Origin of the sequence: Streptacidiphilus cavernicola (assembly GCF_042510955.1) — a bacterium.
In the GTDB taxonomy this organism is placed as follows: Bacteria; Actinomycetota; Actinomycetes; order Streptomycetales; family Streptomycetaceae; genus Streptacidiphilus; species Streptacidiphilus cavernicola.
This window is the reverse complement of the sequence record NZ_JBHFAB010000003.1, coordinates 146,471-160,783: the sequence shown is the minus strand read 5'-3', so window position 1 is coordinate 160,783 and position 14,313 is coordinate 146,471. Positions and strand designations below refer to the sequence as shown.

Annotated in this window: 11 protein-coding genes; 2 read left to right on the top strand and 9 right to left on the bottom strand. The window is 73.3% G+C overall.

What is annotated here, in order from left to right:
- Positions 1 to 64 precede the first annotated feature (64 nt).
- From carB to pyrR, 6 genes are read right to left on the bottom strand one after another with little or no spacing between them, the layout of a single operon-like run.
- On the bottom strand, positions 65 to 3,370 hold the full coding sequence (carB, locus tag ACEZDE_RS05085) for a carbamoyl-phosphate synthase large subunit (protein ID WP_380532764.1): 3,306 nt from the start codon (positions 3,368 to 3,370) through the stop codon (positions 65 to 67).
- Positions 3,363 to 4,499, bottom strand: a complete 1,137-nt coding sequence (gene carA / locus ACEZDE_RS05080; protein WP_380532761.1) for a glutamine-hydrolyzing carbamoyl-phosphate synthase small subunit — start codon at positions 4,497 to 4,499, stop codon at positions 3,363 to 3,365. The genes carB and carA overlap by 8 nt, the downstream gene beginning before the upstream one ends.
- A complete protein-coding gene (locus ACEZDE_RS05075; RefSeq protein ID WP_380532758.1) occupies positions 4,496 to 5,089 on the bottom strand; it encodes a PH-like domain-containing protein in 594 nt (197 codons plus the stop codon). The genes carA and ACEZDE_RS05075 overlap by 4 nt, the downstream gene beginning before the upstream one ends.
- A complete protein-coding gene (locus tag ACEZDE_RS05070; protein ID WP_380532755.1) occupies positions 5,086 to 6,372 on the bottom strand; it encodes a dihydroorotase in 1,287 nt (428 codons plus the stop codon). The genes ACEZDE_RS05075 and ACEZDE_RS05070 overlap by 4 nt, the downstream gene beginning before the upstream one ends.
- Positions 6,369 to 7,397 carry an aspartate carbamoyltransferase catalytic subunit gene (locus ACEZDE_RS05065; protein ID WP_380532752.1) on the bottom strand — a complete coding sequence of 343 codons (1,029 nt, stop codon included), beginning with the start codon at positions 7,395 to 7,397 and terminating at the stop codon, positions 6,369 to 6,371. Before ACEZDE_RS05065 ends, ACEZDE_RS05070 begins: the two co-directional genes overlap by 4 nt.
- Positions 7,394 to 7,999 carry a bifunctional pyr operon transcriptional regulator/uracil phosphoribosyltransferase PyrR gene (gene pyrR / locus ACEZDE_RS05060; RefSeq protein ID WP_380532749.1) on the bottom strand — a complete coding sequence of 202 codons (606 nt, stop codon included), beginning with the start codon at positions 7,997 to 7,999 and terminating at the stop codon, positions 7,394 to 7,396. The genes ACEZDE_RS05065 and pyrR overlap by 4 nt, the downstream gene beginning before the upstream one ends.
- Before the next feature lie 276 nt (positions 8,000 to 8,275).
- On the opposite strand from pyrR, the gene bldD reads away from it, so the two are divergent.
- The gene (gene bldD, locus ACEZDE_RS05055; RefSeq protein ID WP_380532746.1) at positions 8,276 to 8,779 is read left to right on the top strand and encodes a transcriptional regulator BldD; all 504 of its coding nucleotides are present in this window, start codon (positions 8,276 to 8,278) and stop codon (positions 8,777 to 8,779) included.
- A gap of 49 nt (positions 8,780 to 8,828) precedes the next feature.
- On the opposite strand, the gene ACEZDE_RS05050 is transcribed toward bldD, so the two are convergent.
- Positions 8,829 to 9,539: a GntR family transcriptional regulator gene (locus tag ACEZDE_RS05050; protein WP_380532743.1), complete on the bottom strand. Its 711-nt coding sequence runs from the start codon at positions 9,537 to 9,539 to the stop codon at positions 8,829 to 8,831.
- 151 nt (positions 9,540 to 9,690) lie between these two features.
- Positions 9,691 to 10,119 carry a type II toxin-antitoxin system Rv0910 family toxin gene (locus tag ACEZDE_RS05045; RefSeq protein ID WP_380532740.1) on the bottom strand — a complete coding sequence of 143 codons (429 nt, stop codon included), beginning with the start codon at positions 10,117 to 10,119 and terminating at the stop codon, positions 9,691 to 9,693.
- A 100-nt stretch (positions 10,120 to 10,219) separates the two neighbouring features.
- Here ACEZDE_RS05045 and ACEZDE_RS05040 point away from each other — a divergent pair, with 100 nt between their 5' ends.
- A complete protein-coding gene (locus ACEZDE_RS05040; RefSeq protein WP_380532738.1) occupies positions 10,220 to 11,428 on the top strand; it encodes a winged helix DNA-binding domain-containing protein in 1,209 nt (402 codons plus the stop codon).
- Between the two features lie 30 nt (positions 11,429 to 11,458).
- Here the strand turns inward: ACEZDE_RS05040 and ACEZDE_RS05035 are convergent, their stop codons facing one another.
- Complete coding sequence (locus ACEZDE_RS05035; protein WP_380532735.1) at positions 11,459 to 14,239, bottom strand: ATP-binding protein; 2,781 nt, start codon at positions 14,237 to 14,239, stop codon at positions 11,459 to 11,461.
- Between the last annotated feature and the right edge of the window lie 74 nt (positions 14,240 to 14,313).

Here is a 14,313-nt window from a genome sequence, read left to right as displayed (position 1 = left end):
ACTACCTCAGGGGCGCGGGGAACTGCGCTGCGCAGTTCCCCGCGCCCCTGGTGGGTGCCTCGCGTCAGCGCGAGGCGTTCAGCTGAGCCGCGTGCTCCTGGAGGGAGCGCACGCCGATGTCCCCCCGCAGCAGCGAGTCGATCCCCTGCACCGCCGCGCCCATCGCCTGAACCGTGGTCAGGCACGGCACCGACCGCGCCACCGCGGCCGTGCGGATCTCGTAGCCGTCCAGTCGGCTGCCGGTCCCGTACGGGGTGTTGATGATCAGGTCGACCTCGCCGTCGTGGATCAGCTGCACGATGGTCCGCTCGCCGTCCGCGCCGGGGCCCTCACTGTGCTTGCGCACCACCGTGGCGTCGATCCCGTTGCGCCGCAGCACCTCCGCCGTGCCCGAGGTGGCCAGCACCTCGAAGCCCTGCTCGACCAGCGCCCGGGTCGGGAAGACCAGGTTGCGCTTGTCGCGGTTGGCGACCGAGACGAACACCCGCCCCTTGGTCGGCAGCGCCCCGTACGCGCCCGCCTGCGACTTGGCGTACGCGGTGCCGAAGGTGCCGTCGATGCCCATCACCTCGCCGGTGGAGCGCATCTCCGGGCCGAGCACGGTGTCGACGCCGCGGCCGTGGATGTCGCGGAAGCGGCTCCAGGGCATCACCGCCTCCTTGACCGCGATCGGCGAGTCCACCGGCAGCGTGCCGCCGTCGCCCTCCTTGGGCAGCATCCCCTCGTCCCGCAGCTGGGCGATGGTCGCGCCGAGCGAGATCCGGGCCGCCGCCTTGGCCAGCGGCGCCGCCGTGGCCTTGGAGGTGAACGGCACGGTCCGGGACGCGCGCGGGTTGGCCTCCAGCACGTAGAGGATGTCCCCGGCCATGGCGAACTGGATGTTGATCAGGCCGAGCACGCCGACGCCCTTGGCGATGGCCTCGGTGGAGGCCCGCAGCCGCTTGATGTCGAAGCCGCCGAGGGTGATCGGGGGCAGCGCGCAGGCGGAGTCGCCGGAGTGGATGCCGGCCTCCTCGATGTGCTCCATCACGCCGCCGAGGTAGAGCTCGGTGCCGTCGTAGAGCGCGTCGACGTCGATCTCGATCGCGTCGTCGAGGAAGCGGTCGATCAGCACCGGGTGCTCGGAGATCAGCCCGGCGTGCCGCTTGAGGTAGTCCGCGAGTGACGGCTCGTCGTAGACGATCTCCATGCCGCGCCCGCCCAGCACATAGCTCGGCCGGGCCAGCACCGGGTAGCCGATCTCGTCCGCGATGGCCTTGGCCTCGTCGAAGGAGAAGGCGGTGCCGTGCTTGGGCGCGGGCAGCCCGGCGTCGCGCAGCACCCGGCCGAACGCGCCGCGCTCCTCGGCCAGGTCGATCGCCTCGGGCTGGGTGCCGACGATGGTCACGCCGTTGTCCTTGAGCGCCTGTGCCAGGCCCAGCGGGGTCTGCCCGCCGAGTTGGACGATGACGCCGGCGACCGGTCCGGCCAGGGTCTCCGCGTGGACGATCTCCAGCACGTCCTCCAGCGTGAGCGGCTCGAAGTAGAGCCGGTCGGAGGTGTCGTAGTCGGTGGAGACGGTCTCCGGGTTGCAGTTGACCATCACCGTCTCGTAGCCGGCGTCGCTGAGCGCGAAGGAGGCGTGGACGCAGGAGTAGTCGAACTCGATGCCCTGCCCGATCCGGTTCGGGCCCGAGCCCAGGATCAGCACCGCGGGCTTGGTCCGCGGCGCGACCTCGCTCTCCTCGTCGTAGGAGGAGTAGAAGTACGGGGTCTTCGCGGCGAACTCGGCGGCGCAGGTGTCGACCGTCTTGAACACCGGGCGGATGCCCAGCGCGTGCCGGACCTCGCGGACCACGTCCGCGGTGAAGCCGCGGATCTCACCGATCTGCTGGTCGGAGAAGCCGTGCCGCTTGGCGTGCCGCAGCGTCTCCGGGTCCAGCTTGTCGGCTGCGGCGACCTCCTCGGCGATCTCGTGGATCAGGAACAGCTGGTCCACGAACCAGGGGTCGATCTTCGTCGCCTCGAAGACCTCCGCCGGGGTGGCCCCGGCCCGGATCGCCTGCATCACGGTGTTGATCCGGCCGTCGGTGGGGACCTGGGCCTTCGTCAGCAGCGCGGCCTTGTCGCCCGGTTCACCGACGAAGGTGAACTGCGAGCCCTTCTTCTCCAGCGAGCGCAGCGCCTTGTTCAGCGCCTCGGGGAAGTTGCGGCCCAGCGCCATCGCCTCGCCCACCGACTTCATGGTGGTGGTCAGCGTGGCGTCGGCGCTCGGGAACTTCTCGAAGGCGAACCGCGGCACCTTCACCACCACGTAGTCGAGCGTGGGCTCGAACGACGCCGGGGTCTTCTCGGTGATGTCGTTGGGGATCTCGTCCAGGGTGTAGCCGACCGCGAGCTTGGCCGCGATCTTGGCGATCGGGAAGCCGGTGGCCTTGGAGGCCAGCGCGGAGGAGCGGGAGACCCGGGGGTTCATCTCGATGACGATGACCCGGCCGTCGTCGGGGTTGATCGCGAACTGGATGTTGCAGCCGCCGGTGTCCACCCCGACCTCGCGGATGATCGCGATGCCGATGTCGCGCAGCCGCTGGTACTCGCGGTCGGTCAGCGTCATCGAGGGCGCGACGGTGATGGAGTCGCCGGTGTGCACGCCCATCGGGTCGAAGTTCTCGATCGAGCAGACCACCACGACGTTGTCGTTGCGGTCGCGCATCAGCTCCAGCTCGTACTCCTTCCAGCCGAGGATGGACTCCTCCAGGAGCACCTCGGTGGTCGGCGAGAGGGTCAGGCCCTGCCCGGCGATGCGGCGCAGCTCGTCCTCGTCGTGGGCGAAGCCGGAGCCGGCGCCGCCCATGGTGAAGGAGGGGCGGACCACGACCGGGTAGCCGCCGAGGGTGTCCACGCCCGTGAGGACGTCGTCCATGCTGTGGCAGATCACCGAGCGGGCCGACTCGCCGTAGCCGATCTTGGCCTTGACGGCCGCGACCACGCCCTTGAACAGCTCCCGGTCCTCGCCCTTGTTGATCGCCTCGACGTTGGCGCCGATCAGCTCGACGCCGTACTTCGCCAGGACGCCGCTGTCGTGCAGCGAGATCGCGGTGTTCAGCGCGGTCTGCCCGCCCAGGGTGGGCAGCAGGACGTCGGGGCGCTCCTTGGCGATGATCTTCTCGACGAACTCCGGGGTGATCGGCTCGACGTAGGTGGCGTCGGCGATCTCCGGGTCGGTCATGATCGTGGCCGGGTTGGAGTTGACCAGGACCACCCGCAGGCCCTCGGCCTTGAGGACGCGGCAGGCCTGGGTGCCGGAGTAGTCGAACTCGGCGGCCTGGCCGATCACGATCGGCCCGGAGCCGATGACCAGGACCGAGTGGATGTCTGTGCGCTTAGGCACGCTGGCCCTCCAGAAGCTCTACGAAGCGATCGAACAGGTAGGCGGCGTCGTGCGGACCGGCCGCCGCCTCCGGGTGGTACTGCACGCTGAAGGCGGGCCGGTCCAGGCACTGCAGGCCCTCGACCACGTCGTCGTTCAGGCAGACGTGGGAGACCTCGACCCGGCCGAACTCGGTGTCGGAGACCCGGTCCAGCGGGGCGTCCACGGCGAAGCCGTGGTTGTGCGCGGTGACCTCGACCTTGCCGGTGCTGCGGTCCTGCACCGGCTGGTTGATGCCGCGGTGGCCGTACTTGAGCTTGTAGGTGCCGAAGCCCAGGGCGCGGCCCAGCAGCTGGTTGCCGAAGCAGATCCCGAAGAACGGGGTCTTCCGGCCCAGCACCTCGCGCAGCACGGCGACCTGGCCGTCCGCGGTGGACGGGTCGCCCGGACCGTTGGAGAAGAACACGCCGTCGGGGGCGACCGCGTAGACGTCCTCCACCGTGGAGTTGGCGGGCAGCACATGCACCTCGATGCCGCGTTCGGCCATCCGGTGCGGGGTCATCCCCTTGATCCCGAGGTCCAGCGCGGCCACCGTGAACCGCTTGGCGCCTACGGCCGGGACGACGTAGGCCGCGTCGGTGGCGACCTCGCCGCAGAGGTCGGCGCCCGCCATCTGCGGGGCCTGCCGGACCCGCTCGACCAGCGCCGCGTCGTCGGCCAGGGCCTCGCCGGAGAAGATGCCGCAGCGCATCGCGCCGCGCTCGCGCAGGTGCCGGGTCAGCGCGCGGGTGTCGACGCCGCTGATGCCGACCACGCCCTGGGCCACCAGCTCGTCGTCCAGCGAGCGCCGCGAGCGCCAGTTGGAGGGGATCCGGGCCGGGTCGCGGACCACGTATCCGGCCACCCAGATCCGGGCCGACTCGTTGTCCTCGTCGTTGACGCCGGTGTTGCCGATCTGCGGGGCGGTCATGGCGACCACCTGGCGGTGGTAGGAGGGGTCGGTCAGCGTCTCCTGGTAGCCGGTCATCCCGGTGTTGAAGACGGCCTCGCCGAAGGTCTCGCCGATCGCGCCGTACGCATGGCCGCGGAAGACCCGCCCGTCCTCCAGGACGTAGGCGGCCGGCTTCCTCTCGGTTCGTGCGGTCATCATGCGCCTTCCGTGTGTTCGATCGAAATCTCGCCGGTCACCTTGGCGTGGGCCCGCATCAGGACCTCGATCGCGGTGACCCAGCTCTCGTGCTCGGCCGGGTGGTCGGCTCTGACCCCGGTGTCCAACTGCTTGCCGCCGTGCTCCCAGGTGACCACCAGCAGGCCGCCCTCGGGGACCACCTTCCCGGCGATGCCCCGGTCGGTCCGCGCCCCGCGCAGCTCCGCGACCGGGACGAAGAAGCTGCTGGAGGCGGGGCGGACCACGTTCAGGCCCTCGGCGCTGAGGGTCAGTTCGACCAGGCTGCGCTCACCCAGCCGGTGCGCGACCACCCGGTCCAGCCAGTCGCCGGCGGTGGTCGTGCCCAGGTAGCGGCCCTCCAGCTCCAGCAGGGTCTGCGTGGTGTGCTTCGGCGCGACCGGCAGCGCCGGGATGCCCGACTGCTGGGTCCTGCGCCACAGCCAGCCCTGGCGCATCAGCCAGTAGATCAGCCCGATCAGCACCAGCAGCCCGACGATCCAGCCGACCAGGTCGCTGACGTGGGTGACCGGCGCGGAGTGCGGGGTCTCGGCGAGCAGGCTCGGCAGACTCATACCAGCTCACCGTCCAGGACCGTGGCCCGTCCCCGCAGGAACGTGGCGACCACCCGTCCGGGCAGGTCACGACCTCGGTAGGGGGTGTTGCGGCTGCGCGTGGCGAAGGAGTCGGGGTTCACCGTTCCACGGTACGCGGGGTCCACCAGGACCAGGTTCGCCGGTTCGTCCACCGAGACGGGACGGCCCTGGCCGGCCAGTCCGCCGATGGCGGCCGGGCGGCGGGACATCCGGTCGGCGACCTCGGCCCAGCCGATCAGGCCGGTGTCCACCATGGTCTGCTGCACCACCGAGAGCGCGGTCTCCAGGCCGACCATGCCCATCGCCGCGGCGGCCCACTCGCAGTCCTTGTCCTCGGACGGGTGCGGGGCGTGGTCGGTGGCGACGGCGTCGATGGTGCCGTCGGCCAGCGCCTCGCGCAGCGCCATCACGTCGGTCTCGGTCCGCAGCGGCGGGTTGACCTTGTAGACCGGGTCGTAGGAGCGGACCAGCTCGTCGGTCAGCAGCAGGTGGTGCGGGGTGACCTCGGCGGTGACGTCCCAGCCCTTGGACTTGGCCCAGCGGATGATCTCCACCGAGCCGGCCGTGGAGACGTGGCAGACGTGCAGCCGCGAGCCGACGTGGGCGGCCAGCAGCACGTCCCTGGCGATGATCGACTCCTCGGCCACGGCCGGCCAGCCGCGCAGGCCCAGCTCGCCGGAGACCGCGCCCTCGTTCATCTGCGCGCCCTCGGTCAGCCGGGGCTCCTGGGCGTGCTGGGCGATCACGCCGCCGAAGGCCTTCACGTACTCCAGCGCCCGGCGCATGATCACCGCGTCGTCGACGCACTTGCCGTCGTCGGAGAAGACCCGGACCCCGGCCGCGGAGTCGGCCATGGTGCCCAGCTCGGCGAGCTGCTTGCCCTCCAGGCCGACGGTGACCGCGCCGACCGGCTGCACGTCGCAGTAGCCGGACTCCCTGCCGAGCCGCCAGACCTGCTCGACCACCCCGGCGGTGTCGGCCACCGGGAAGGTGTTGGCCATGGCGTGGACGGCGGTGAAGCCGCCCTTCGCGGCGGCGCGGGTGCCGGTGAGCACGGTCTCGGCGTCCTCCCGGCCGGGCTCGCGCAGGTGGGTGTGCAGGTCGACCAGGCCGGGCAGGGCGACCAGGCCGTCGGCCTCGACCACGGTCTCGCCGTCGGCGGCGAGCCCGGTGCCGATCTCGGCGATCAGGCCGTCCTTGAGGCGCAGGTCCTGCGGCTCCCCGCCGAGGACGCGGGCGTTCTTGATCAGGTAGCTGGTCACTTGCTGTGCTCCTCGGTGGGATCGGGGATGCGACGCGTAGCGTCCCCGTCAGGGGTGGTGGCGGGCGACGGGCGGGCGGGTGAGAGGGCGGGCTCGGAGCCCCCGAGCAGCAGGTAGAGGACCGCCATCCGGATGCTGACCCCGTTGGCGACCTGCTCGACGATGGTGGAGCGGGCCGAGTCGGCGATCTCCGAGGCGATCTCCATGCCGCGGACCATCGGCCCGGGGTGCATCACGATGGCGTGGTCCGGCAGGGCCGCCGCGCGCTTGGCGTCCAGGCCGTAGCGCAGCGAGTACTCGCGCTGGGTGGGGAAGAACGCGGCGTTCATCCGCTCGCGCTGGACCCGGAGCATCATCACCGCGTCGCTCTTCGGCAGCACCGCGTCCAGGTCGTAGGAGACCGCGCAGGGCCAGCTCTCCACCCCGTACGGGACCAGGGTCGGCGGGGCGACCAGGGTGACCTCGGCGCCCAGGGTGTGCAGCAGCCGGACGTTGGAGCGGGCGACGCGGCTGTGCAGCACGTCGCCGACGATGGTGATCCTGCGCCCGGCCAGGTCCCGGCCGAGGCCGGGGTTGAGGTGGCGGCGCATGGTGAAGGCGTCCAGCAGGGCCTGGGTGGGGTGCTCGTGGGTGCCGTCGCCGGCGTTGACCACGCTGCCGTGCAGCCAGTCGGACTCGGCCAGCCGCTGCGGCGCGCCGGAGGCGCCGTGCCGGATCACCACCGCGTCGGCGCCCATCGCCTGCAGGGTCAGCGCGGTGTCCTTGAGCGTCTCGCCCTTGGAGACCGAGGAGCCCTTGGCGGAGAAGTTGACCACGTCGGCGGAGAGCCGCTTCTCGGCGACCTCGAACGAGGTGCGGGTGCGGGTGGAGTCCTCGAAGAAGAGGTTGACCACGGTGCGTCCGCGCAGCGTCGGCAGCTTCTTGACGGCGCGGGTGGAGACCTGGGCCATCTCCTCCGCGGTGTCCAGGATCAGCAGCGCGTCGTCGCGGGTCAGGTCGGCGGTGGAGATCAGGTGTCGCTTCACTGGGCGCTCCCGTGGGCGTCGTCGCGGTCGCCGATGAGCACGGCGTCGAGGCCGTCCTCCTCCACCAGCTTCACCTTCACCGACTCGCGCAGCGAGGTGGGCAGGTTCTTGCCGACGTAGTCGGCCCGGATCGGCAGCTCGCGGTGGCCCCGGTCGACCAGGACCGCGAGCTGGACCGCGCGCGGGCGGCCCAGGTCGCCGAGGGCGTCCAGCGCGGCGCGGACGGTGCGGCCGGAGAACAGCACGTCGTCGACCAGGACGACGAGCCTGCCGTCGAGGCCGCCGGGCGGGATCTCGGTGTGCTCCAGGGCGCGGGCGGGCTTGAGCCGCAGGTCGTCCCGGTACATGGTGATGTCCAGGGTCCCGCAGGGGATGTCGCGGCCGGTGATCTGGGCCAGCCGGGCGCGCAGCCGGTCGGCCAGCAGGACGCCGCGGGTGGGGATGCCGAGCAGCACCACGTCGTCGGCGCCCTTGGCGCGTTCGACGATCTCGTGGGCGATCCGGGTCAGCGAGCGGGCGACGTCGCTCTCGTCGAGCACCTGGCGGTAGCCGCCGGGGTTCGCGCCGCCGGGGTCGCGAGGGGTACGGGCTGTTGCGGTCATGCCGAAGCCGACCTCCTTCCCCGCCTCACTGGACGGGCCTTAAAGGATGTCTGTGGAATCCGCTCCACCCTACCAGGGCGATCATGCAGGCCAGGGCATCGCACGACTGCACCATTCAGCTTGACGAAGTCATATCACTCTGCGTAACCTCACAGTGAGTTACGGCCGGACGACGGATGCCCATCCTCCGCACCGTCTCAGGGCAGGAAAAGGCACGTACCGGTTTTCGTACAGCGCACTCAGAGCGTCACGCCACATCACGTCCGGGGAGACCATTTGTCCAGCGACTACGCAAAGCAGCTCGGCGGCAAGCTGCGTGCGATCCGCACCCAGCAGGGGCTTTCCCTGCACGGCGTCGAGGAGAAGTCCCAGGGCCGCTGGAAGGCCGTGGTCGTCGGTTCGTACGAGCGCGGCGACCGTGCGGTGACGGTGCAGCGGCTGGCCGAGCTGGCCGAGTTCTACGGCGTCCCGGTGCAGGAGCTGCTTCCCGGCAGCACCCCGGGCGGTGCGGCCGAGCCGCCGCCGCGCCTGGTGCTGGACCTGGAGCGGCTGTCCGCGGTCCCGTCCGAGAAGGCCGGCCCGCTCCAGCGCTACGCGGCGACCATCCAGAGCCAGCGCGGGGACTACAACGGCAAGGTGCTGTCGATCCGTCAGGACGACCTGCGCACCCTCGCCGTGATCTACGACCAGCCCGCCTCGCTGCTGGTGGACCAGCTGATCAACTGGGGCGTGCTCGACCCCGACGCGCGCCGCGCGGTGCGCGAGGACGACTCGATCTGACGGCGCCGTCCGCGCCGGTACTGCAGAAACGTCACGGCAGTACACCGCCTCACGACGCGGGCCGCTCCCCCGAACCTCGGGGGGCGGCCCGCGTCGCGCTGTCCGGCGGGACCCGGTTCAGATGGCTCCGCAGCAGGGCCTCCACGGCGTCCGGGTCGCGCCGCAGCATCAGGTCGAGCAGGCGTTCGTGCTCCTTGGCGGAGGCGACCAGCCGCCCGGTGGAGGCCAGCCGGCTCAGCCCGGCCAGCAGCGAGCGGCGGCGCAGCTCGCCCACCGTCTCGGTCAGCCGCCGGTTCCCACCGAGGGCGAGCAGGGTCAGGTGGAACGCCCGGTCGGCGGCCCCGCAGGCGGCCAGGTCCCCGGCCCTGGCCGCCCGTACCGTCTCCCGGGCCAGACCGCGCAGGGCCTCCAGGTCGGAGCGCTCGGCGCTGCGGGCGACCCGGACGGTGACCGGGACCTCGATCAGCACCCGGGTCTCGGTGATGTCGTCCAAGTCCTGCGGGCTGAGCCCGAGCACCCGGAAGCCCTTGTTGCGGACCGTCTCGACCAGGCCCTCCTTGGCCAGGTCCAGCATCGCCTCGCGGACCGGCGTGGCGGAGACCCCGAACTCCGCGGCCAGCACCGGCGCGGAGTAGACCACCCCGGGGTGCAGCTCACCGCCGACCAGGGCGGCCCGCAAGGCGTGGGTGACCTGCTCGCGCAGGCTGCTGCGGTCCCGCACGGCCGGGGGGCCGAGGAGCCAGGGCGGCTCGGGGTGCATGGCGGCCTCCTGTGCCGGCGCGGCCGGGCCGCCCCCGTCGGGGCCCGGTTTCCGGACACCATCGTGCACCATGGCCCGAACCCGCCCACCGCCGGAACCGAGGCGGTTTCCCGCCGTTCGCCCTGGCGGCTCCTGCGCGGCGGACGCGGTGTCAGCCGACCAGCGCGGTCAGCTTGCGCAGCGACTCGTTGAGCGCGGTGGTGGTCGCGTCCTTGACCCGGGCCGCCATCATGTTCACGGCCGCGCCCTTGAACTCGCTCTCCACCGTCACCCTGGTCCCCTCGCCGTCCTCGGCCAGGACGTAGTGCTGCATCAGGGTGATGCCCATCGGCCCCTTGCCGGCGAGCTTCCAGGCCCGCCCCGGCTCCACCTCGGTGACCGTCCAGGACGCCTCGGAGGGCATCCCCATCAGCGTCATCTTCTCGCTGAACACCCCGCCGACCACCAGCTCCTTCGGAGCGCCGGCCGGGAACGCGGTGTGGATGGTGTTCCACTCGCCGAAGCGCTCGAAGTCGCTGATGACCGCCCACACCTTGTCCACCGGCGCGGGCACCGACACGCTGACTGCTACCTCGGGCATGATCTCTCCTCCACGGTTCCGGCCACCGGGCGGCCACCCGGCGTGGCCGCTCTGTCACCGGTTCCGTGAGGCTAACCAGAATCTGACGAACCATCAATAAATGCGACAGCCCTGTCTGCTGGCTACGGTGGGCGGTGTGAGAATCACTGACGCGGACCGCCGCGCCCGCCTGGCCGGACGCCACCTGCTCGCCCCAGCCGCCCGCGCCGCCACCCCGGAGCAGGTCGCCGACGCGCTGGTCGCCCTGCACGCCACCGACCCGGCCACGGTCTTCCTGGCCGTCGCCGCGAGGATGGCGGACGCCGCCCCGGCCGCCCTGGAGGACGCCCTCTACCAGCGGGAGAGCCTGGTCCGGATGCTGGCCATGCGCCGCACCATGTTCGTGGTCGGCCGGGAGCTGGGCCCGGTCGTCGACTCCTCCTCGGCCCGCGCCGTCGCCGCCAGGGAGCACAAGAACCTGCTCGGCTACCTCGCGGACGGCGGCGGCTGGGACGCGGCGTGGCTGGCCGCGGCCCAGGCGGAGGTCCTGGCGGTGCTGGCCGAGCGCGGGCCGCTGACCGGCGCGGAGCTGGGCGCGGCCGTGCCGGCCCTGCAGGAGCGGGTGGTGGCGGGCGCGGGGAAGTCCTACGAGCGGACCCAGACCGTCGCCAGCCGGGTGCTGCGCGGGCTCGCCATGGAGCACCGGATCCGGCGGGACCGTCCGCGCGGCGGCTGGACCTCCAGCCAGTTCCGCTGGGCGCCGGGCGAGCCGTTCCCGGAGCTGCCCGCCGCCGAGGCCCGCGCCGAACTGGTGCGCCGCTGGCTGGCCGGCTACGGGCCCGGCACCGAGGCCGACCTGGTCTGGTGGACCGGCTGGAACCGCAGGGACGTGCGCGCGGCGCTGGCCGCGGTCTCCGCGGAGCAGGTCGAGCTGGACGGCGGGGCCACCGGCCACGTCCTGCCCGGCGACGGCGACCCCGGCAGCGCCGCGCCGGGGACGGCTCCTTACGCGGCGCTGCTGCCGGCCCTGGACCCGACCGGGATGGGCTGGCGCGAGCGCGACTGGTACCTGCCGCCGGAGCACGCGGCCGGGCTGTTCGACCGCACCGGCAACCTCGGCGCGACGGTGTGGTGGGACGGCCGGGTGGTCGGCGGCTGGGCCCAGCGCCCGGACGGCGAGCTGGTCTGGCGGCTGCTGGAGGACGTCGGCGCGGAGGCGGAGACCGCGATCGGGGTCGAGGCGGAACGGCTGGCCGCGTTCATCGGCGGCGTCCGGATCACCCCGCGGTTCAGTGCGCCGCTGGACCGCGAGCTGAGCGGGGGCGGCTGACGCCGGGTCGGGGCGGGGGCTGACGCCGGGTCAGAGCACGGATGCCAGTTCGGTCCTGGAGGCCACGCCCAGCTTGGGGTAGGCCTTGTAGAGGTGGTAGCCGACGGTCCGCGAGCTGAGGAACAGCTGCGCGGCGATGTCCCGGTTGGACAGCCCCTGCGCCGCCAGCCGGACGATCTGCGCCTCCTGCGGGGTCAGCTGCGCGGTACCGCCCTGCGCGCCCTCCCGGGCCGGGGCGGCACTGCCGGTCGCGCCCAGTTCGGTGCGGGCCCGCTCGGCCCAGGGGGCGGCGCCCACCTGCTCGAAGGCGTCCAGCGCGGCCCGCAGCGGGACCCGGGCGTCGGTCCTGCGGCGTTCGCGGCGGAGCCACTCGCCGTACAGCAGCTCGGTTCTGGCCCGGTCCCAGGGGCGGTGCTGCTCGCCGTGCAGCGTGAGCGCGGCGAGGAAGCGCTGCTCCGCGCCGCCGTTCTGCTCCAGCAGGGCCTCGCAGCGGAGCACCAGGGCCGCCGCCCACGGCTGACCGGTGCGGGCGGCCCAGCCGCGGAAGTAGCCGAAGGCGTCGGCGGCCCGCTCCGGCTGCCGCAGCCGTACCGCTGCTTCGACCAGGTCGGGGACGGCCCGCAACGCGGCGACGTGGTGCCGTTGCGGGCCGCCGACCAGGGGTTCGAGCCGGGTCAGGCAGTCCTCGGCCCGGCCCTGGCCGAGGTCGAGCAGGCCCAGCGCCCACTGGGTCCAGGGGCGGCCGGCCGGGCCCGCGGCCAGCGCGTCGGCGGCGGCGGCCCGGGTCGCCGCCTCGTCCCCGGCCAGCGCGGCCAGGTAGCCGAGGAAGCTGTGCATCTGCCCGGCCCACTGCCGCTGGCCGATGTCCTCGGCGATCCGCAGCGACTCGGCGGCGTGGGCCAGCGCGTCGGCCGGACGGCCGGTGAACAGCTCCCCCTCGGCCAGGAAGAACAGCAGGGTGGGCAGCGCCCCGACCGCGCCCACCGTGCGGGCCTCGGCGACCAGTTCCCCGGCCAGCCGGGCGGTCTCGGCGTCGTCGCCGAGGATCAGCCCGGCCCCGCACACCGTGCCCAGGTCGACCGGCACCGCCGCGCCCGCGGCACGGGCCAGCGCCACCGCCTCGGCGACCGGGGCGGGCGCCGAACCCGCCGCGTCCGCGCGGCCGAGCAGCGCCCCGGTGACGTCGACCAGGTAGCGGACCAGCGGCAGCGCCCAGGCGTCCGGGGCGAGCGCCCGGTCCAGCGCGACCAGCCGCTCCCTGACCCGGTCGACCGGTTCCTCGCCCAGGTACCATGCGGCATGGAAGGCCTGGAACAGCACCCGGGCGACCTGCTCCGGCGCCACGCCGGTGACCAGGTCGGCGGTGCGCAGCAGCAGGTCGAGTGCGCCGCTGTGGTCGCCGTGCCAGAACCGGGTGACGCCCTGGACGAACAGCAGCTGAGCCTGCGTCAGCGGGTCCGGCGGGCCCGGTTCGGCGTCCATCCGGCGCAGCGCCCTGGTCGCCAGACCGGCCGCGCGGTCCAGCTCGCCTCCCTCCACCGCGGCCTCGGCGGCGTAGGCATGGCGGCGGGTGGCGTCGGCCGGGGACGGGCTGAGCCGGGCCGCCCGCTCATAGGCAGAGGCGGCCCCGGCATGGCCGCCGCGCCGGGCCGCGTGCTCGGCACCGCGTTCCAGCGCCGCGGCGAGCTGCTCGTCGGGGCCGGTCGCGGCCAGGGCCAGGTGCCAGACCCGGCGGCGCTCGTCGGTGAGCACCTCGGCCAGCGCCCGGTGCGCGGCCAGCCGCTGGGCCAGCGGGGCGCGCTGCTGGACGGCCGAGCGCAGCAGCGGGTGCCGGAAGCCGAGCCGAGCCCCGGCCCCGGTCCGCACCAGGCCCGCCTCCTCGGCGGCGCGCAGGTCCTCGGCCCGCGCGCCCAGCAGCGCCGCCGCTCTGAGCACCGGGTCCAGCTCCCCGGTCTGCTCCAGCGCGGCGACCAGCAGCAGGGTCTGGGTGGCCGCGGGCAGCCGAGTGACCTGTCCGTGGTAGGCGAGCTGGAGCCGACCCGCCAGCGGAACCTCCGCCGGGGAAATGTCAGCTGACGTATCGTCTGCTGACTCTGCGTCAGCGCTGCTGCCCGGGAGCCGCGGCAGCTCGGTGAGCGCCAGCGGATTGCCGTGCGCCTCGGCCAGGATCCGGCGACGGGCCGGCAGCGGGAGCGCGGCGGTGGCGGCGAGCAGCGCCTCGGCGGCCGGTTCGGCGAGGCCGGACAGCCGCAGCTCCGGCAGCCCGGGGGCGGCCCAGGAGCCCTCCCCGTCGCGGGCGGCGAGCAGCAGCACCACGCCCTCGGCCTGCAGCCGCCGGGCGGCCAGCAGCAGCGCCCCGGTGGACTCCGGGTCCAGCCACTGGGCGTCGTCCACCAGGCACAGCAGCGGCTGCCGGTCCGCGAGTTCGGCCAGCAGCGAGAGCACCGCGAGCCCGGCCAGCAGCCGGTCGCCGGGGGTGGACCCGGCCTCCTCCGGCTCGGCCAGGCCGAACGCCCGCTCCAGCGAGCGGCGCTGCGGCGCGGGCAGTCCGGGCAGCCGGTCCACGGCCGGTGCGAGCAGCAGCGACAGCCCGGCGAAGGGGAGTTCGGCCTCGTCGGGGACGCCGGTGGTGCGGATCACCCGGAAGCCGGCACCGGCTGCCGCCCCGGCGGCGTGGTCCAGCAGCGCGGTCTTGCCGATGCCCGGCTCGCCGCGCAGCACCAGCGCACCGCTGCGGCCCTGCCGGGCGGCGGTCAGCAGGGCGTCGACGACGGCCTGCTCGTCCTCGCGTCCGTACAGCTGGGAAGCCACGACCGGAACCCTACCTGCCCGCGAAGTACCTAAGCATGACGGATTCGACCGCCGTCGCTCCTGCGTAGCTTCTT